The sequence below is a fragment of the Streptomyces fodineus genome, assembly GCF_001735805.1.
Classification (GTDB): Bacteria; Actinomycetota; Actinomycetes; order Streptomycetales; family Streptomycetaceae; genus Streptomyces; species Streptomyces fodineus.
The window spans coordinates 645,880-664,711 of sequence record NZ_CP017248.1 but is presented as its reverse complement, the minus strand read 5'-3'; the positions used below and the strand labels follow the sequence as shown (position 1 = coordinate 664,711).

Here is an 18,832-nt window from a genome sequence, read left to right as displayed (position 1 = left end):
AGACCGAATCGGGGGACCCCATGCACCAGCGCACCACCATCCGCCTCGCCGCGTCCGCGACAGCCGTGATCGCCGCCGCGGTGTCGCTTACGGCGTGCACGCCGGGCGACGACGGGGCGGCCAAGACGTCCTCCCCGGCCCCGGTCTCCGCCACCCCCTCCCACACCGGCCCCGCCACCGCGAGCCCCACCCCCACGGCCCCGTCGGCCACGAGATCCTCCGGCAGCGGCACGTCGACCGTCACGGGCGCCCCGGTCTCTCCCGCGTCCGTCACCTCGGCCGGTACGACGTCGGCGTGCGCGGTGTCCGCCGTGAAGGCGACGGCCCAGCAGGCGGCCAACCGCCCGGACGGCACCGGCACGGGTGCGGCGATCATCGAGTTCACCAACGTCTCCGGGCACAGGTGCGTCCTGCGGGGTCACCCGTCGGTGGCCGGAGCGGGCAACGGTTCCCCCGAGCACAACAAGCCGCTGAAGGTGACCCCCACGGGCACCGCGTCGGCCGTACCCCTCGCGCCGGGCGGCAAGGCATGGGTGAAGCTGACCTTCGTCCAGGTCCAGGGCGAGGCCGACGGCTACTGCGTCTCCGGCGCGAAGCCCGCCGTCTACCCGACGCTCGTGGTCGGACTGCCCGGCTCCGGCGCGCACCAAGTCGCCCTGTCCGACGGTGAGTTCGCCGAGTGCGACAACACCGTCACCGCGACCGCGGTCCTGGCGGCGAAGCCTGCCTGACCGGCACTCGACCAGCGGGCGGCCCCGACGAAGACGGCGGCCGGGGCCGCCCGCTCCATCCGTGCGCTCCGGTCGGGCATCGACGCGCCGCCGTCCGAGCGGCCCGCGCCTGGGCGAAGGAGCACCCACCCGTCGTGAGTCGGCCGACGCCGTGGGTGCTCCAGGGCCCGGCCGGTTGCGCTGCCCGGAACGCCGCCGGTCCGCCGCGGGGCTCAACGGGGCGCGGGGAACCGCGCGAGCAGCCACATCGCATCCGCGGCAACCCGACGTCCCACGCCCCTACGGCGCCGACACGAACGGCTCGTCACGTCCGCAGCGCTTCGAACGCCTCCCGCCCCGCAACCCCGATCGCGAGGTCGACATCCGGCGCAAGCCCCGCGCAGCGGTCCGCACGGGTCAACGCGGCGATCGCCACCCGGTCCCCGGACTCCGCCTCGACCACACCGATCTCGTGCCGCACATGCAGGAACGACCCCGTCTTCCCGCTCCACCGCAGCGAGTCGGCCCGCAGTTCGCTCGCCAGCCGATGCGTGAAGACCTGCAGCCCCATCAGCCGCCGCAGCTCCGCCGTCGCAGCGGGCACGGCGACCTCGTCGCACCACACCCGCCGCAGCAGTTCGACGAGCGCCGCGGCCGAGCCGGCGTTGGCGTACGCCGGATCCAGCGTCTCGATGGTGTGCCGGTCCGCCCGCTCGTCCCGGAGGGCCAGTTCCAGCGCGAGGGAGAAGTCGTTGCCGGCGGCACCGGCGGCACACTCGTACATGTGGTTCATCCGGTGCCGCATCCGGATCTCCCCGCACCCCCAGGCGCGCAGCCGCGCGTCCACGTCCGCCACCGGCACCAGATCGAGCAGGCTGTCCGCCGCGGCGTTGTCGCTCACCGACAGCATCTGCACAAGCAGATCGCCGACGGCCACGGTCGCCGGGTACCGGAACGCCGCGAGTCCGGTGGGACCGACGCTGCTGCTCGCCGGGTCGATGGTCACCGGCCGCGCCGGATCGAGGTCACCGGCCGCGATCCGGTCCAGTACGACGAGGGCGAGCGGAACCTTGGCCACCGACGCGAGTGGCATCAACTCATCGGCGTCAAAACCGAGTTGGTCGCCGGTGTCGAGGTTCCGGGCCAGGAAGGAGCCGCGCACACCGAGGGCTGCCCAGTCGGTGGCGATCGCCTCGGCGACGGCCAGCAGGGCGCCGCCGTCCCCGACGTACACCGGTGCCGCCCTCATGCGCGTGCCGCCAGCCGCGCCCGTACCTCCTCGGCACCGGTCCCACGGGCCGGCGTGCCCGTACCGTGGGCGGCGGCTCCCGCGGCCGACGCCAGCAGCGGGACCAGCCAGTCCGGCACCCGCGCCGCGCCGGCCCGGTCCGTAGCGGCGCTGATGTCGTACCCCCGGTGCAGTGACCGGTCGGCCAGCGGCGCCCACCGTGCGCCGTGCTGCCGGGCGAACGGCTCGGCGCACAACAGCAGCGCCCGCCCGGCCAGCGTCTCGGCGAGCGCGGTGGCCGCGGGCCCGGCCGGCCGGAACCGCCCCGGGGGCAGCCCGGCCCGGGCCACGGCGCGCTCCAGACGGTCCGCGCAGGACGGCACCTGATCCTCCGGCAGGGTCAACACCGGCAGCGCGGCGCGGCGTTCGGCGCCACGGCCACGCCGGGGCCGTAGGTCCTCCAGGTGGACCGCGCGCCGCGTGCCGCCGTCCGCCGCGATCCGCTCGCCATCCGCCGCATCCGGCTCCGGCGCGGACGCCACACCCAGCGGCACCCGGAATGCGCCCCGCTCCGGAAGCACCCGCACCAGGGCGTAGGCGAGCGAGCCGTCGGTGAGCCCGGAAACCCGTTCCGCAGGCGGCAGTTCGCGCACACCGAGGGTGATCCCGTGCTCGGCTCCGGCGCGGATCGCGCGTGCCAGCGCAGCCGGGCCGCAGTGCGCGGGCACCCCGACGGCTCGCGTCCGCGCCCGCCCGGCCGCACCCGCGACCTGCCGCAGCCGCTGGGCACGGTCCAGCACGTCCCGGGCGTACGGGAGCAGCAGGACGCCCAGCTCCGTGGTCGTGATCTGCCGTCGCGAACGGTCGAACAACGAGCCGCCGAAGTGCTCCTCCAGTGTCTTGATACGGCGGCTGAGCAACGGCTGGGCGATGCCGAGCCGCTCGGCCGCCCGGGAGAAGCTCGCGTCGTCGGCCGTGGCGACATACGCCTCGAGGTGCGCCAGGAGATCCATCCAGCACTCATATCAATAAAGCATGACGTGTTCAAAGTTCACTCTTGGACATGAGTGGCCTCAGGCTGTTTCGCTGTCCTCGTCGAAGATCCAGGAAGCGGATCACGGACGACGACCAGGAGGACTGCGCCCATGACCAGCCACGACCGCGCCGGCGTCACCCCCGCCGCCATGGCCCGACGGGGCCTGCTCAAAGCGGGCCTCGCCCTCACCACCGCGGCCATGGCGGCCACCGCCGTCACCGCACCCGCCGCATCGGCGGCACCGGACGCCGGACAGCGGGCCGTCGAAGCGGAGTTGGCCGAGCTGGAGCGGCGGCACGGCGCCCGGCTCGGCGTCTACGCACGCAACGTCCGCACCGGACGCACCGTGTCCCACCGGGCGGGGGAGCGGTTCGCGATGTGTTCGACGTTCAAGGCGTTCGCCGCTGCGGCGGTCCTGCGCGACCACGGCGGTTGCGCACCGCTGGACAAGGTCGTCCACTACCCGCCCCACGACATCCTGTCCAACTCGCAGCACACCGCGGAACACGTGGACACCGGCATGACGGTCGCGGACCTGTGTGCGGTGGCGATCCAGTTCAGCGACAACGCGGCGGGCAATCTGCTGCTGCGGGAGATCGGCGGACCCGCCGGACTCACCCGCTTCTTCCGCTCGCTCGGCGACCGGGTGAGCCGGCTCGACCGGTGGGAGACGGACCTGGGCAGCGCGATCCCCGGCGATCTGCGCGACACCACCACCCCGCAGGCCCTCGGCGGCAGCTTCGAGCGGCTCACCCTGGGCCGGGCGCTCGCCGGCGCCGACCGGGAACGGCTCGTCACCTGGCTGAAAGGCAACACCACCAGCGCCGCCCGGTTCCGCGACGGGCTGCCGCGCGACTGGGTGCTGGCCGACAAGACGGGCACCGGTGACTACGGCACCGCCAACGACATCGGCGTGGCCTGGACGACCCGGAACACACCGGTCCTGCTGACCGTGCTGTCGACCAAGAGCGCCCAGCACGCACCGGCGGACGACGCGCTCGTCGCGGAGGCGGCCCGCATCGTGGCCCCCGTCCTCGCGCCGGGCGAGTAGACGACGCTTCACACAGTCGGCGCCGACCACATTCAACGGTGACCGGCACGCGATGCCACAGCCGACGGGTTCGGCAGGGGAAGCGCGCCGGTTACGCAGGCCGGCCGCCGTAGGGAACGGTGATCAGCTCCATGGCGTGGCCCGCCGGATCCATGAAGTACACGCCGCGGCCGCCGTCGTTGTGGTTGATCGCGTTCGGCTGTTGCCGGTGCGGGTCGGCGTAGTGCTCGATGCCGCGCTCGACGATCCGCGTGTACGCGGCGTCGAACTCCTCCTCGGAGACCAGGAACGCGTAGTGCTGGGGCGTGATCCGGTCCTCGGGGAGGGTGGCGAAGTCCAGGGTGACTCCGTTGCTGAGGGCGACCGCGACGAACGGACCCCATTCCGCGGTGATCTCGAGACCGAGCAGTTCGGTGAGGAACTCGGCGGACTCCCGGTTGTCCCGGGCGTGGACGATGGTGTGGTTCAACTCGACGGACACGGAATGCCTCCACGGCATGTCCTGACACCTCCATGCCTCACCCGGCCGGTGACCGGCACGCGATGCCACTGTCGATCTTAGCCGGGCAGGCCGGTGACGGTTCCAGGTAACCGTCTCAGGAACGGGTTTCCCAGTACCGCAAGTAACATGATGACCTTGTCTCCGGGTGTACCAGTCAGTCAACTTTGCGCGGTCCCAGGACGCGCCCTGCCCGGAGTCGTCCATGTCTTCTCTCAACGATGCGCTGGAAAGCGCGCGCCTCACCTATGAGCAGCACGTGCGGACGTGCCGTCAGTGCCACGCCGACGGCGCGGCCTGCGCCGTGGCCAAGCATCTGCTGCGGATCTACAACAACGCCCGCCGGGACCGCATGCGCTCGGGAGGGCAGCACGGCCGTACCGACTGACCGGGCTCTATCAACTCCCCGTCCGTGCAGGCGTACAAGCCCGGCCCGACAGGCGAGCGCCGAGATCCTCGACGCGCCGGCGGCACCCCGCTGACCCGACGTCAGGCCCCGTACACCTCGCTCACGTTGGCGCGCGGCGGCGGGGCGTGCCGGGCGGCGGGGCCCTTCGCGAACGTCCGCAGCAGGTTCTCCGTGGTGCGGGTGACGAAGGTCCGGGTGCGGGTGTCCATGCCATGGTCGCCGCCGAGCATGCCCGTCCCGGCCACCAGGCCCTCCACCCAGCGCATGGTGCCGCTCGCGAACACGCCCGCGCCGCCGGCGGCCGTGTAGTACGCCGAGTCGCTGTGGCTGGGCCGCCCGCCGCAGACCAGCGGGGAATGCGCGATGATCTCCAGCGGTCCCGGGGTGGGGGCGCCGGGCGTGATCCGGTCGTACTCGACGCCGACGAGATGGGCGAAGGCGTCGCCGGAGCGTGCGCCGGTGCCGTCGTACAGCCAGTGATCGGCGGCCCGGACGACATAGGGGGCGTCGACCGGATAGCCCTCGTAGAGCACGCCGGTCAGGGAGGACTCGGGATCCGGGGCCGGCGGGAGCCGGTAGTCGGTGGTGACCAGCGCGGGGTGCGAGTCGTAGCACGGGTCGGCGCGGTAGGAGGTCTTGTAGCAGACCACCGTACGGCCGTCCGCGGACTCTCCGGCCTCCAGCCGGACCCGGCGGAAACAGGTGTTCGCGCCGAGGAAGGCGATGTTCGTCCCGGCATCCCGGGCGGCGGTCACATGGGCTCGCTGCTCCGGCGTCCAGTACTCGTCGTGGCCCAGACAGACGACGGCGTGCGCGCCGTGCAGCACCTCGGGATCACGGTGGACGTCGGTGCCCGTGGTGTAGGCGAGCGGGATGCCGAGGCGCTCGGCGAGCACCACCAGCGCTCGCTCGTACACCAGGAACTTCTCGGCGCCCGTGCCGTCGTAGGGGCGGTCGAAGCTCACCGCGAGGGAGCGGGTGGCGTACGCGCCGGACGCGCCGTTGTAGAGACTGCTGCCGCCCCAGCGGTTGTACGCCTGCCAGGTGGCGGGGGCGTGCAGCAGGACCGTGCGGCCCGCGCCCGCGGTGGAGCGGACGACCAGCGGAACGTACCGCTGGTGCCCGGTGTCCGCCTCCAGCCGCAGCAGATAGGCGCCCTCCGGCCAGCCGGCGGTGTCCACCGGCAGTGTGACCGGCCAGTCGGCGCGCACGGTGCGGGTGGCGGACAGCAGCCGCGGGGCCGGCTGGGCGCGGCCGGGTATGCGCCCGGACGCCCAGATCCGGCGGGCCTGCCGGCCGCCGTACCAGCCGACCCGGAACGCGGACACCCGGAACGCCGCGGCGGTGGTGGACACATGGAGCCCGAACTGCTCGCCCGGGGTCACGCTCACCCGGTCCGTGTAGCCGGCCACCGCGTCCGGCGGGCCGGTGGAGGCCAGTTGCCAGTCGGCGGTGCCCGGGGCGTCCTGCTCCGTCTCGGGCCGCAGCCGCCCGTCGGGGGCTGCCGTGGCGTGCGGATGCGGCGGTGCCGCCGTGCACGCGGCGGCCGTACCGAGGCCGGCGCCTGCGCACAGAGTGAGGAATCGCCGACGGCCGAGGCCGTCCGACGGCGTGGTGTCGTGTACCGGAGCCACTTCACCTCCCGGGTGCGTGTCAGCTCCAGCGTCCGGACGCCCGCGGGTTCGGCGCAACCCGCGGAGCCGGGCGAAGGCCGGTGAGGAGGCGGGGCCGGCGCGCCCGGCCGGGGCGCCGGCGGTACGGCCGAACGGGTGACGCGGGCGGGTGCTGTCAGGCGCTGTCAGGTGCGGAAGCCGATGTGCACGTGGTCGTGGTGGGTGGCGTCGCTGAAGAACTGGCCGGCGCCACCGCCGGCCAGCAGCACGGGACCGCCCACGTTGTACGACCCGGCCGCCGCCGCGTCGCGCATGAAGCGCTCGATCAGGCCGCGCGGGTCGCCGGGTCGACCACCGCGTGGCCGTCGATCCGCCACACGTCGAAGGCCCGGCCGCGCGGATGGTCGCTGGGCCGGCTGGTGCCGAACACGTCCAGCGGGTGCCCGGAGCGGACGACGCTCACCTCCATCCGGTACGACCGCGCCAGCGCGAGCATCGCCTGCGCCACGCTGGTGTGCACCTGACCGCTGCGCAGGTCCGCCGCGGCGGCGGGCGGCAGCACGATCCGGTCGTCGGCGAGCACGGCCCGGATGTCCGGCGCCGGCGACCGGGCGGCCGGTCCCGGGTCCGCCGGATGCAGGGCGTCGACCGTCCAACCGGACCCCGACCGGGACAGGCGTACGTCGACCGTGGTCCCGCCGGCGCTCGCCGTGGCGCCGCGCCGGGTCCACTGCCGGCACACCACGAGCACGCTGGCGGACGCCGACAGAATCCCGCCGTACTGCGCGTCGACGACCTGCAGTGCCGCCCGGTCGGCCGCAGGCAGCAGGGGCCCGGCCTGGCCGACCAGGGCCGCCGGCAGCCCGAGCGCCGCGACCCTCGCCCGCGCCGCCGCCGCTCCGCCGTGCCCCTCGCCCCACGCGCCGATGGCCTCGATGAGCCGCACGGCCCGCAGCTTCGCCGCCGGTTGCACCTCGGCGGACGTGGGCCGCCAGGGAGTGGTGTGCGGCAGACCGGGGGAGGGCGACGCGGAGCCGGTGTGGCCGGCGGAGCCCTGGGGCGAGTGTGTGGCCGGAGCCGTACGGCTGGCACAGCCCGCCGCGCCGAGCGCGGCACCGGCCAGCGCCGCCAGCACGGCACGGCGGCCGGGCGGGGGAGCGACGGGCGCACGAGTGCGGGTCATACGGACCAGTGTCCGTCGTGGGAGATGGTGCGGGCGAGCCGGCCGCCCCCAGAACCTCGCCCTGCGCCGAGCACCCCGGGCTGACGGCAGGGCGCGCCCCGCGTCCGCCCCGCCGGCGGTCTCGTCGGGTTCGCCGCGCCGAAACCGGGGCCAGGGCCCCAACCCCCTAGAACGGCGGCTCGTTGAGCAGCTCCAACAGGGACTCCGAGATCTGCTCGGCGGCCACGCTGGTGCCCGAGGCGCCGGGAAACGTGCGGCCCCAGGACGCGGCGCGGCCCAGGGCGCTCAGGCGCCAGGCGAGGTGTGCGGCGCGGCGCAGGTCCGCCGGTGCGCGACCGGGCCCCGTCCAGGGCTCCAGGTAGGCGTCGAGCAGCCGGGCCAGGACCTGCGGCCCGTACCGTGCGCGCGCCTTGCCGGCGGGGATCCGCAGGCTGCAGAAGGGGTGTGACACGGCGGCGTCGCCCCAGTCGAAGAAGGTGAAGCGGCCCGGTGCCGGGTGGAACAACTGGCCTTCGTGCAGGTCGGCGTGGTCGAGGGTGTCCTCGACGCCGAGGGACGCCAGTTCGGCACACCAGTCGGTGAGGCGGGGCCGCAGCCGCTCCAGCCGGGCGCGCGCCTCCGGGTGCAGTGCGGTGCTCCGCGTGAGCAGCCCGTCGAAGGCCCCGGGCAGGTCGAGGGTCCGGGTGGCGGGCACTTTGAGCTGCTCGATCTCGCGCACGTGCGGGGTGAGCGCCCGCTGCATGCTCGCGTACTGGCGCAGCAGCTCCTCCCAGGTCCGCGGCCCGACCGGCTCCCGGGAGAGCACGGTGCGGAACAGGTCTCCGCCGTCGGGCAGCAGGATCCACGCACGCTCGGCGTCGACGGCCAGCGGTTGGAGCACATACGTGGGCACCCAACGGGCCAGCGCGGCGGTCAACGGCCCCTCGAAGGCGCTGGCCGGTGGGTTGGCCTTGAACCAGACGGCGTCCCGCCCCACGACGGGCACCCGAACCAGCACGGACCACGGCCGCAGCCGCACGCTCAACTCACCGCTCGCACGCAGGCCGTGTGAGGCGAGCTGCTCCGCCACCCAGTCGAGGGCCGAGACCCGCCACGACTCCTGCTCCCACGGAGTGGGCGCGTACTGGTACTTGCTCCGGTCCACGACGATCGAGAACTCATTTTGCACCACGCCATCCCAGCATCCCGCGCGGGGTGCCGGCCACCCGCCGCTGGTCATGCCCCGGGGTGCGGGAAGCGGACGATCAGGGTGCGCACGGACCGGCGCGGCCACAAGAACGCGCCCCCGGTCACCGACCGGGGGCGCGTCACTGTGTGCGGAACCGCGGGATCAGGCCTGCTGCCTGCGGCGCAGCGTCAGGTACGTGCCGGTCGCACCCGCGGCCAGCAGGGCGCCCACGCCGAGGCCGACCGGCAGGGCCGGGAAGCCGGAGGCGTCCGTCGTCGCGGCCGTGTTCTGCATGGCCGGGCCCGGGGTGATGCTCGTGGACACCGGGGCGACGTGCTGGATCGGGCCGACGTGCTTGACCGAGCCGTCAGCGTTCAGCAGCACCTGCTTGTTGTTCGGGTGCCGGAAGTCGAACATGCCCGACAGGGAGCCGGCCGTCGCGTCGAAGGAGTGGTCGCCGACGCGGCCCGTCTTCCAGTTGTCCTCGATGAAGCGGGTGATCGACGCCTGGTTCGTCAGGGTGTGGTCGACCTTGTTCACCTTGCTGTACGGCGAGATGACGAGCAGCGGCTGGCGGGTGCCGGGGCCGCAGCGGTCGGCGTAACCCCCGGCCGCCCTCGGGCCGTTCTGGCAGGCCGGGCTGTCGGTGGCCTTGCCGTTGGAGCCGAGGGACGTGTCCGTCGAGCCGTTCTTCGGCGTGACGTAGGCGTGGTCGTACCAGCCGTCGGAGTCGTCGTAGGCGACCACGATCGCAGTGGACTTCCACTGCGGCGAGCTCTGGATCGCGTTGATCTGGCTGATCAGGAAGTGCTGCTCGTCGGTGGGGTCGGAGTAGCCGGCGTGGCCGTCCTGGTACTCACCGGCCTTGAGGAAGCTGACGGCCGGCAGCTTGCCCGCCTTCAGCGCGGCGGAGAAGTCGGTCAGGTCGTAGTTGTGGTTGGCCTGACCGTTGTGGCCGATCTCGGACACGCTCTTCGGGGCCAGGTGGTGCGGGTTGGCCGTCGACTTGTAGTACGAGAACGGGTTGTGGTGCGGGCTGTAGTCCGCCACGGCCGCGCCGCCCACGTTGGTGTGCGTGGTGTCGCACTTGGCGTACGAGCCCGAAGTGCCGTTCCACGCGGTCGACGGACGGAAGCCGCCCTGGAACCAGCCCCAGCTCACCTTCCTGGCGTTGAGCAGGTCACCGACGTTCTTGCCCTGCATCGACGCCAGCGCGTTGGTGCTCGTGTGGTCCTTGCCGGAGCAGTCGTCGAAGGCCGGGTCGGGGTCGTTGATGACCGTGCCCACGCCCTTGGCGTCGGGGGACTTCACCGTGTACGCGTCGGGCGTCGCCGTCTGCTTCGGGTTCTCCGTGCCGGTGCTCGGGTCCATGGAGATCACACCGTGCGTCTGACCGGAGATCAGGTTCAGCGCGCCGGGCGTGGACGGGCCGTACACCGAGCTGAAGCTGCGGTCGGACAGCGAGTAGTGCTGGGCGTAGTTCCACAGCCCGGTGACGGTGTTGCCGTCGTAGTAGTCCATGACCAGGCCCGGCTCGCCGAACAGGCCGCCGCTGCACTTGTCGACCTCGGTGTTCTGCACGAACTGGTCGGCCTTGCCGCCGTTGTACGCAAGCTGCTCGGCGCCGTAGTTGTGGTTCTGGTCGCAGGTCATCGCCTGGGACGAGGACAGCCGCTTCGGCGCGTACTGGTTCGGGTTGTTCTTCAGCAGCCCGGCGTGCGCGAGGGTGTCGATGTCCTTCGGGGTGTTCTTCGACGCGGTGAACTTCGTCCCGTCGGTGTTGGCGGCCTTCGGGTACGTGGCGAAGTAGTGGTCGAAGGAGATGTTCTCGTCGAAGAGCACGACAACATGCTTGATCGGCGTCGCGGTCGAGGACTGGCCCGCGGACACGGCCGCCCAGCCGGGCGCGTTGCTCCCGAGCACGGTGAGCGCCGCGGCTCCGGTGAGCGCGCCCAGGCTCCGGATCGCGGCTCGTCTTCCTCTGCTGGCCATGGTGGTCTACCCCTTTGGACAGAACGTCTGTGCGGTGTACGAGCACGGATGCTGCGCCCGTCGCAGAACGCGTCGGCGGAGCCATGATGGCGTGCGAGTGAACACCGAGTCAGGGATGTTAGGGCAAAACTTGACTGTGTGTTGACCCGTCGGGCCGCCCGGTTGTCCGGACAGGTTCAGCCGAACAGGGCGCGCCCGTACCAGTCGGTGGCGTCCCGTACGCCGGGCAGCGCGAAGAAGTAACCGCCGCCGAACGGGCTGATGTAGTCCGTCAGCGGCTCGCCCGCCAGCCGGTGCTGCACCGTCTCGAACTGCCGCTTCACATCCTGCTGGTAGCAGGAGAACAGCAGGCCCATGTCGAGGTTGCCGTTGGCGTCCATGCCCCGGTCGTAGTTGTAGGCGCGGCGCAGCAGGCGCTGGTCGGCGGTGGCGGGTGTGCGCGGGTTGGCGAGGCGTATGTGCGCGTCCAGCGGGATGACGTCCCCCTTGGGGTCGTCGGCGTACTTCGGCGTGTCGTGCTCGTGGTCGCCGTCCAGCGGTGCGCCGGAGAAGCGGGCGCGGCCGAACATCCGCTCCTGCTCGCTGAGCGAGACCCGGTCCCAGAACTCCACCAGCATCCGGATCAGCCGTACGACCTGGTAGCTGCCGCCGACCGCCCAGTCCGGCTCGCCCGCGCCCTTGCCCACCCACACCAGGCGGTCCATCTCGCGGGCGCTGCCTGCGTCCGGGTTCGCGGTGCCGTCCTTGAACCCCATCAGATTGCGCGGCGTGCCCGAGGGCCGGGGAGGGCTGGCGAAGCCGTCCAGGCGCCAGCGGACCTGTGCGGCGCCACGGGTGTGCCGGGCGATGTCACGCAGCGCGTGCAGGGTGGTGTCCGGCTCGTCGGCGTGCAGTTGGAGGCTGAGGTCGCCGTGGCACCAGTCGGTCTGGAGGTCGTCGTCCGGGAAGGCGGGCATGGCGGTCAGCCGCCGGGGTTTGAGCGCGGCGAGCCCGAACCGGTCGTCGAAGAGCGAGGCGCCGACGCCGACCGTCACGGCCAGTTGCCCGGCGGGCAGTTGGTCGCCGAGGACGCCCGAGTCGGCGGGCGGGCCGGTGATGCCCACCGGGGACGGCGTGCCGCCGGAGGTGAGCAAGCGGGCCCGGTCTGTCAACGTACGCAGCAGATCGGTGAGTTCGGCACGACTGCCGGCGGTCACGTCGAGGGAGGCGAACACACAGGTCCGGCGCGGGGCCGCGATCGCCGAGGCCTGGTGGACGCCGTGGAACGGGGCGACGGCCGCCGACCGGGCCGCCGCAGCGCCGGATGCCGGGGCACCGGGCGCGGCGGCGCTCGTGGCGAGCCCGGCACCGGCCAGCGCGGCACCGCGCAGAAAGCCGCGCCGGGCCAGGCCGTCGGGGCGGTCGAGGGCGCGCGGGCCCGGTCCCGCGGGCCGTTCGAGTCCCTCGGGCCGGCCCATGTCACGCCCGCCCGTTGCCCCGGTTCGGTCGATGTCGCTCACACGGTCCTCCGGGGGTCGCACAGGGTGGCCACCGACGCCAGCCGTTCCACCAGGTCGCCGAGCACCGCGTTCACGTCCTCCCGCTCGGTGCGGGTCAGCCGGTCCAGCGAGGTCCAGGAACCTCCGCGGTGGAACCCGTCGAGGGTGTGCTGGGCCTGGTCCAACTCCTTCTGGAGCTCCGGCAGACCGGCGTACCTCGTCGTCAGCAGGGGCCTGAGCCGGGACAGCACCTCGCGGGTGCCGTCCAGATTGGCGCGGGCGGTGGCGAGGTTGCTGCCGCTGCCGTAGTCGGTGCGGCCGGTCAGCTCGAACTGCACGGTGTTCTCCAGGATCTCGTGCGCGCGCAGACCCAGCTGGGCGGGGTCCATCCGGGTCTGCGACCAGCTGTCCCGCAGCCCGGTCACCGCCTTCACCAGCGCCGCCGCCGGGGCGCGCAGCCCGTCGGCCGGCTCACCGTGCCACAGCCCGTACTCGATACGGTGGAACCCGGCGAAGTCCTTGTCGTGCATCCCGCCTTGCAGCCCGGCGTCCGTACCGTTGACCGCCGCGTCGGCGTCCCCGAAGGCGTCGTACGCCGCCCCCAGCCGCTCGTACTGCAGATGCGCCGGCAGCCAGGCCGACCGGGCGGCCGCGAGGTCACCCCGGTCGATCGCGTCCTTCAGCTTCACCGTCAGCCGGACGACGTCGTCGAGGCCGCCGCCGACCCACTTCTGGTAGGCGAGGGAGGGCGGGATCAGATCGTGCTCCGACACCGGTGCGGCGCCCGGTCCGCGCTGCCCGCCGGTGATGCGCACGCTGGGCCCGGTGACGGCGTCGGCGTCGTCGGGCACGCACTTGAAGGCGTACGTCCCCTTGCCGAGCCGTACCGTCAACTGCCGTGTCGTACCGGGCCCGATGCCCTCCACCTCGCCGTACACCACCTGGCTTCCGGGGTCCTCCAGGTAGACCTCGGCGGCGCCGTCGGAGGAGTTGTGCAGGTCGAAGGTGCGCACCCCGGGCTCGGGGCGGGTCCAGCCGCGGCCGCAGCGGCTCCCCGACACGTCGACGACGATGCGCCCCGACGGGGCGCCGGCCGTCCTGCCGTGCCGCTGGCCGCCCAGCGAGACGGCCAGCATCGTGCCCGAGAGGGCCACGGCGAGGACGACGAACACGGCGGGGGCCGTCCGCAGCCGAACGGACCGCGTGCCGAGGCGAGGCAACGGCATGGCGAGCCTTTCCGGGACGACGTACGCAGGGGCTTCATGGTAGGCGGCCCTCCGGATACGAACGTACGTCCCCAGGCATGGATGACCAAGAATTCCCCCGGGGTTCACCGGCACGTGGCGGACGACCGCCGCCGCGGCGGTCGGTTCAGCGCACCGGGAAACCGAAGGAGTAGCCCTGCTGCTTCAGCCACGGCAGCAGGGTGCGCAGCGCGGCCACGGTCTGTGAGCGGTCGCCGCCCGCGTCGTGGAAGAGGATCGTCGGGCCGTTGGTCAGCTCGCGCTTGACGGTGGAGACGATGGCGGCGCTGCCCGGCCGCTCGAAGTCCTTGGAGTCCACGTTCCAGCCCAGCGGACGCATCCCGTCCCCGGCCGCCAGGTGCCGGCTGTACGGGGTGAAGGCGCCGCCCGGGGCCCGGTAGTACATCGGCCGGACACCGCCGGACGCCTTGGTGATCTGCTGCTCGGCCTGCACGATCTGCTGCGACTGGTAGGCCTCGGACTTCTTGTCCATCGTGGTGTCGTGCGACACGGTGTGGTCGCACAACCGGTGCCCGGCCGCCACCACCTGGCGGACCAGCTCCGGATGCGCCTGGGCCAGCGGGCCGATCATGCAGAACGTCGCCTTCACACCGTTCTCCCGCAGCACTTGGAGCACCTGCGGGGTCCAGACCGGGTCCGGGCCGTCGTCGATGGTGATGTTGACCGCGTGCGCGCCGCCGTCCGAGGCGTGGGCGATGTCGGCGGACACGGGTGCCGCCTTCGGCGCGGTGGGCCGGGCCGAGACGCCCGGCGCGGCCGGACCGCCGCCGGGCTGGCCGGCCTGCGCGGTCCATACCGACGTGGCGGCCGCAACCGCCGTGACCCCGACCGCCGCCGCGATCACCCGGCCGTGCCATCCCCGCCCGCCATGCCGCGCCATGCCCCGCCCCGTTCCGTGCGTCCCTGTGGTGTTGTGCACGCGTATTCCGTGCACCTGTCAGGACGGCCGGGGTTGAGCCCAGGATCCATCTGTTACCGATCACGGACAATTCCGGGGCACTTCCGCGACAGATTGGACGAGGACCGGGGCTGTGCGGGACGCAAGCAACCCCGATAGCGGGCGCCGGGTGTGGCGGAGGTGCTGGTGGCGGCGACCGACCGGTACGCGGCCCGCGGCCAGCCGCCGAAGGGATCCTCCAGCACCGGCACGCAGGGCGACGGCGGCGGCTCGGCGATCTCCGGCGATGTGCGGGGGTTCGAGAAGCCGCGGCGTGTCGAACGGTGCGCGGGCCCGCCGGAAAAGCGGGCGCGGGGCCGGGGGTGGTCATGCCAGGCTGGCCGGCCGGCAGAACTCCGCCCCTTCCGGGGCGCCGGCCGGCTCGCCAGGACCGGCCCCTTCCACCCAGGACCGGCCCCTTCCACCCAGGAGCGTCCGATGACGACAGCACCACCCCGGCTCCTTCCGCTGCTGGACCAGTTCGACTTCGCGTCCGAGCGCCTGCTGCGCCGGCTGACCGGGCCCGTCATGGACAGCGGCGACGGCGCGGACACCAAGGTCGAGCCGCTGACCGACGACGAGTACCTGTGGGAACCGGTGCCCGGCTGCTGGACGGTCAGACGACGCGTGGACGGGCCGGGACCGCGGGCGACCGTCCTGGCAGGGGCAGGCCCGTGGGGGAGGGACGCGGCGTCGTATCCGCACCCCTGGCCACCGCCCGTCACGACCCTCGCCTGGCGCCTGAGCCACCTCACCGAGATGCTGTCCCTGCGCGCCGACCACACCGCCGGCAGCCGCTCGGCGACCCGGGAGAACCACCCCGTCAGCGGCGATGCCGCCGGTGCGATCGCGGCGCTCGGGACGGGTGTCGCCGCCTGGCGGCAGGCGCTGCTGAGCGCCGACGACACGGCACTGGACACGGTCGGGTACTGCGCCTACCCCTACGGCAGCGACGCCGCGGAACCCTTCCTGGACATCGTGTGGTGGGTCAACCAGGAAGTACTGCACCACGGAGCCGAGATCGCCCTGCTCCGCGACCTCTACCGCGCGAGCCGGCGGAGCTGACGGCCACGCCGGCTCACGGCCCGGCCAGCGCCGCTCGTACGATCGCCGCTGCCGCCGTCCCCGCGGCCCGTACCGGTTCGGTGCTGCGCGCGGCCCGGCCCAGCATGAAGGCACCCTCCAGCAGGGCGATGACCGAGCTCGCCGTCTCCCGGGCGGTGGGCTCGGGGATGCCGCCCTGGGCGTAGTAGGCGGCGAGGTGGTCGATCCAGCTCGCGAAGACCTCCGAAGTGGCCTGCCGCAGCGTCTCGTTGGTGCTCGCGACCTCCATGGCGACCGTCGCGATGGGACACGGGTCGGCGAAGTCCAGCTCGGCGAGGGTGCCGGCCGCGGCGGCGAAGGCGTCGGCGGTGGCCGCCACCCGGTCCTCGTACGGCGTCATCAAAGTGGTGATGAGCCCCAGGTAGACGGCGCCCGAGGTGCGGATCACCTCCTCGCCCAACTGGGCCTTCCCACCGGGGAAGAAGTGGTAGATCGAGCCGAAGGGCGCTGCCGCGACCTCGGCGATCTGCTTCATCCCGGTGCCGGTGTAGCCCGAACGCCGGAACAGCTCGGTGCCGGCGTTCACGATGCGTTGCCGGGTCTCGTGCGTGCTGATGGCCTTGCCGTCGCTCACGGGTGGCACCTCCGGGAAGCCGCTGTTGCCCAAGGGCGATCGGCGCCTATTCTGTCACTAGAACGATCTATCCAGAGACAGTTGTGGCAGCCAACCGGGGTCGGAGGCACGGGCATGCCGGAGATCGAGCTGAGTGCGGGAACCATCGACTACCAGGACACCGGCGGCGACGGTCCCGTCATGGTCCTCGCCCACGGCCTGGGCTTCGACGAATCGGTCTGGGCCGGCGTCGTCTCCGCCCTCCGTCCCGGCTTCCGCGTCCTGGTCCCCGTCCTGCCCCTCGGCAGCCACCGGCGCCCCATGCGGCCGGACGCGGACCTCTCCGCGCACGGCATCGCCCGCCTGCTGGCCGAGTTCATGGACCGCCTCGACCTGCGGGACGTCACCCTCGTCCAGAACGACACCGGCACGGCCCAACTCCTGGTCGGCGTACGCGACGAACGCATCGCCCGGCTCGTCCTGACCTCCTGCGAGGCCCTGGACAACTATCCGCCCGGCATCCAGGGCAGGATCCTGTACGCGGCGACCAGGGTCCCCGGCGGCGTCTTCCTGCTCCTGCAGTCCTTCCGCTTTCCCTTCCTCGCCCGCATGCAGACCTCGCTCGGCGGAATGGCGAAGCATCGGCTGCCGACGGAACTCATCGCCCGCTGGTACGGCCCGCTCCTGTCGAGCCGTCACATCCGCCGCGACTTCGCCAAGTTCCTTCGTACGACCCGGAAGGACTGCTACCTGGAAGCATCCCGGAACCTCCCGGGCTTCACCCGCCCGGCACTGGTCGCCTGGGGCGCGGAGGACCGCATGATGCCGCCCGCGACGGGCCGCCGCCTGGCCGAACTGCTCCCCAGCGCTCGCTATGTGGAGATCCCCGACGCCCGCACCCTGGTCCAGCTGGACAACCCGGCGGCACTCACGGAGGAGATCCGCCGGTTCGTCAAGGACAACCCCGTGCCCGGAGAGGGCTGAACTCCGGTCGGTGCCGGGGACGCGGACGGCGTAGTTGACGTACGGGCGGGTCGTCGAGGGCTCGGAAGTTCTTCCCGGCGGTGTGTCGAGGTGCGCGCGTCCCGTTCGACGCTTGGATGGAGGCGAGACCCGCCTCGCACGGACGAACCGAACGGGAGACGACATGAGGATCCGAGCCCGCGTGGGTATGAGCGTCGACGGTCATGTGACCACGCCGACCGGGTGGCCCGCGCATACGGCCGACCCGGCCTTCGTGTCCGGCCAGAGCCACGGCATCCGGGAGGTCCTCGAAGGATGCGAGGCGGCGGTGATGGGCCGTACCACCTTCGAGCCCGCGCTGACCAACGACCGGTGGCCGTGGCCGGACCTCGATGTGTTCGTGCTCGCTTCCCGTCGCCCGGCCGGCACCCCTGACCACGTCGTCACCGACGGTGATCCGGCGCGGCTGCTGGAGATGATCCGCGCGGCCAACCGGGGAGGTGACGTCCACCTCGTGGGAGGACCGCGCACCATCCAGACGTTCCACGCCCTCGGCGCCCTCGACACGCTGGAGCTGGTCGTCGTGCCGCTGCTGTTCGGCGGCGGTATGCGGCTGACTCCCGCGCTCGACCCGTCCCTCGGGCTCACCTTCCACAGCGAGCGCGCCCTGCCGGGCGGGGCCGTGGAGATCGTCTACTCGTGCAAGGGCAGCCGGTCCCCGCTGCCGGGCAGTCCCGCGAGCCAGCGCTGAGCGCGGACTGACAGCGCAGGAGCAACTGCTCCGGCAGCGGCGCCTCAGCGGCTCTCGCGCTGCGCCGCCACGATCGCGCTCACCGTCCGCTCCGCCCCCGCCAGCCGCTGCACCCGCTCCGCGAACCCCGGGAACTGCGACGCGACCTTGGTGAGGAAGCGCAGCTCGGGCGGCGCCACGTTGATCTCGGCGGCATCGCGTTCGATCGCCCGCGTCACGCCCTTGCAGACCTGCTGCGGCGAGACGGTGCGGACGCCGCCGGGCGTCGACGAGCCGGTCTTCGCGAACATGCCCAGATCCCGGACGAAACCCGGCTGGACGATCGAGACGCCGACACCCGTACCGTGCAGATCCTGGCGGAAAGCGAGCGAGAAGCCGCGCAGCCCGAACTTCGTCGCGGTGTACAGGGACGAGGACTTGGTGGCCGCCATGCCGGACAGCGACCCGACGAAGCAGATGTGGCCCCGTCCGGCGGCCACCATGCCGGGAGCGAGCAGCCGGGCGAGCATCGCGGGGGCGCGCAGGTTCACCGCGAGGGCCCGGTCGATCTGCTCCGGCGTGTAGTCGAGGACGTCGCCGCTGGAGGGCAAGGCCGCGTTGGCGATCAGGATGTCCGTATCGGCGGCCTCCTCGGCCAGCCGCCGCACGTCGTCGGGGTCGGCCAGATCCGCCGGGATCGTCCGGGCGCCGTAGCGATCCGCGAGGGGTTTCAGCGCCTCCACCCGGCGGCCGGTGAGCACGAGCCGGGCGCCATGAGCGGACAGTTCGGCGGCGAGGGCGCCGCCGATGCCGCCGGTGACGCCGGTGAGCAGAACGGTTGACCCGGCAATGCGCACGACTACCTCCCATGACTGTTCGTTCGAACGAACAATAGGGAGCCCGGACGCCACTG

General features: G+C 72.8%; 19 protein-coding genes. 6 read left to right on the top strand and 13 right to left on the bottom strand.

Annotated elements, in window-relative coordinates; all coding sequences use genetic code 11:
• Positions 1 to 20 precede the first annotated feature (20 nt).
• Positions 21 to 731, top strand: a complete 711-nt coding sequence (locus BFF78_RS02955; RefSeq protein ID WP_069776812.1) for a DUF4232 domain-containing protein — start codon at positions 21 to 23, stop codon at positions 729 to 731.
• 304 nt (positions 732 to 1,035) lie between these two features.
• Here BFF78_RS02955 and BFF78_RS02950 read toward each other — a convergent pair whose 3' ends face one another.
• Both BFF78_RS02950 and BFF78_RS02945 read right to left on the bottom strand, forming a co-directional pair.
• On the bottom strand, positions 1,036 to 1,959 hold the full coding sequence (locus BFF78_RS02950; protein WP_069776811.1) for a serine hydrolase: 924 nt from the start codon (positions 1,957 to 1,959) through the stop codon (positions 1,036 to 1,038).
• Positions 1,956 to 2,951, bottom strand: a complete 996-nt coding sequence (locus tag BFF78_RS02945; protein WP_069776810.1) for a LysR family transcriptional regulator — start codon at positions 2,949 to 2,951, stop codon at positions 1,956 to 1,958. The genes BFF78_RS02950 and BFF78_RS02945 overlap by 4 nt, the downstream gene beginning before the upstream one ends.
• A gap of 132 nt (positions 2,952 to 3,083) precedes the next feature.
• On the opposite strand from BFF78_RS02945, the gene bla reads away from it, so the two are divergent.
• A complete protein-coding gene (gene bla, locus BFF78_RS02940; protein WP_079161120.1) occupies positions 3,084 to 4,025 on the top strand; it encodes a class A beta-lactamase in 942 nt (313 codons plus the stop codon).
• Positions 4,026 to 4,116: 91 nt separating this feature from the next.
• On the opposite strand, the gene BFF78_RS02935 is transcribed toward bla, so the two are convergent.
• On the bottom strand, positions 4,117 to 4,506 hold the full coding sequence (locus BFF78_RS02935) for a VOC family protein (RefSeq protein WP_069783343.1): 390 nt from the start codon (positions 4,504 to 4,506) through the stop codon (positions 4,117 to 4,119).
• A 223-nt stretch (positions 4,507 to 4,729) separates the two neighbouring features.
• Here BFF78_RS02935 and BFF78_RS02930 point away from each other — a divergent pair, with 223 nt between their 5' ends.
• Positions 4,730 to 4,912 (top strand): hypothetical protein, encoded by a 183-nt coding sequence (locus tag BFF78_RS02930; protein WP_069776809.1) that lies wholly within the window; start codon positions 4,730 to 4,732, stop codon positions 4,910 to 4,912.
• A gap of 101 nt (positions 4,913 to 5,013) precedes the next feature.
• On the opposite strand, the gene BFF78_RS02925 is transcribed toward BFF78_RS02930, so the two are convergent.
• From BFF78_RS02925 to BFF78_RS02895, 8 genes are all read right to left on the bottom strand, one after another.
• Complete coding sequence (locus tag BFF78_RS02925; RefSeq protein ID WP_227025688.1) at positions 5,014 to 6,567, bottom strand: N,N-dimethylformamidase beta subunit family domain-containing protein; 1,554 nt, start codon at positions 6,565 to 6,567, stop codon at positions 5,014 to 5,016.
• Between the two features lie 164 nt (positions 6,568 to 6,731).
• Positions 6,732 to 6,860: a hypothetical protein gene (locus BFF78_RS49285; RefSeq protein ID WP_257786860.1), complete on the bottom strand. Its 129-nt coding sequence runs from the start codon at positions 6,858 to 6,860 to the stop codon at positions 6,732 to 6,734.
• An 11-nt stretch (positions 6,861 to 6,871) separates the two neighbouring features.
• On the bottom strand, positions 6,872 to 7,729 hold the full coding sequence (locus BFF78_RS02920; RefSeq protein WP_227025687.1) for a hypothetical protein: 858 nt from the start codon (positions 7,727 to 7,729) through the stop codon (positions 6,872 to 6,874).
• A gap of 166 nt (positions 7,730 to 7,895) precedes the next feature.
• The gene (locus tag BFF78_RS02915; protein WP_069783341.1) at positions 7,896 to 8,897 is read right to left on the bottom strand and encodes a phosphotransferase; all 1,002 of its coding nucleotides are present in this window, start codon (positions 8,895 to 8,897) and stop codon (positions 7,896 to 7,898) included.
• 162 nt (positions 8,898 to 9,059) lie between these two features.
• Positions 9,060 to 10,889: a phospholipase C gene (locus BFF78_RS02910; protein ID WP_069776808.1), complete on the bottom strand. Its 1,830-nt coding sequence runs from the start codon at positions 10,887 to 10,889 to the stop codon at positions 9,060 to 9,062.
• A gap of 176 nt (positions 10,890 to 11,065) precedes the next feature.
• Positions 11,066 to 12,388, bottom strand: coding sequence for an iron uptake transporter deferrochelatase/peroxidase subunit (efeB, locus tag BFF78_RS02905; protein ID WP_418346611.1), 1,323 nt, complete (start codon positions 12,386 to 12,388; stop codon positions 11,066 to 11,068).
• Positions 12,385 to 13,593 (bottom strand): EfeM/EfeO family lipoprotein, encoded by a 1,209-nt coding sequence (locus BFF78_RS02900; RefSeq protein ID WP_069776807.1) that lies wholly within the window; start codon positions 13,591 to 13,593, stop codon positions 12,385 to 12,387. Before BFF78_RS02900 ends, efeB begins: the two co-directional genes overlap by 4 nt.
• Before the next feature lie 145 nt (positions 13,594 to 13,738).
• Positions 13,739 to 14,512, bottom strand: a complete 774-nt coding sequence (locus BFF78_RS02895) for a polysaccharide deacetylase family protein (RefSeq protein ID WP_069776806.1) — start codon at positions 14,510 to 14,512, stop codon at positions 13,739 to 13,741.
• Between the two features lie 495 nt (positions 14,513 to 15,007).
• Here BFF78_RS02895 and BFF78_RS02890 point away from each other — a divergent pair, with 495 nt between their 5' ends.
• A complete protein-coding gene (locus tag BFF78_RS02890) occupies positions 15,008 to 15,634 on the top strand; it encodes a DinB family protein (RefSeq protein ID WP_069783339.1) in 627 nt (208 codons plus the stop codon).
• Between the two features lie 13 nt (positions 15,635 to 15,647).
• On the opposite strand, the gene BFF78_RS02885 is transcribed toward BFF78_RS02890, so the two are convergent.
• Complete coding sequence (locus BFF78_RS02885) at positions 15,648 to 16,247, bottom strand: TetR/AcrR family transcriptional regulator (RefSeq protein WP_227025686.1); 600 nt, start codon at positions 16,245 to 16,247, stop codon at positions 15,648 to 15,650.
• 114 nt (positions 16,248 to 16,361) lie between these two features.
• Here BFF78_RS02885 and BFF78_RS02880 point away from each other — a divergent pair, with 114 nt between their 5' ends.
• Together BFF78_RS02880 and BFF78_RS02875 are read left to right on the top strand one after the other, a co-directional pair.
• Positions 16,362 to 17,210, top strand: a complete 849-nt coding sequence (locus tag BFF78_RS02880) for an alpha/beta fold hydrolase (protein WP_069776805.1) — start codon at positions 16,362 to 16,364, stop codon at positions 17,208 to 17,210.
• 163 nt (positions 17,211 to 17,373) lie between these two features.
• A complete protein-coding gene (locus BFF78_RS02875) occupies positions 17,374 to 17,940 on the top strand; it encodes a dihydrofolate reductase family protein (RefSeq protein ID WP_069776804.1) in 567 nt (188 codons plus the stop codon).
• A gap of 44 nt (positions 17,941 to 17,984) precedes the next feature.
• Here the strand turns inward: BFF78_RS02875 and BFF78_RS02870 are convergent, their stop codons facing one another.
• Positions 17,985 to 18,776 (bottom strand): SDR family NAD(P)-dependent oxidoreductase, encoded by a 792-nt coding sequence (locus BFF78_RS02870; RefSeq protein WP_069776803.1) that lies wholly within the window; start codon positions 18,774 to 18,776, stop codon positions 17,985 to 17,987.
• Positions 18,777 to 18,832: the final 56 nt, after the last annotated feature.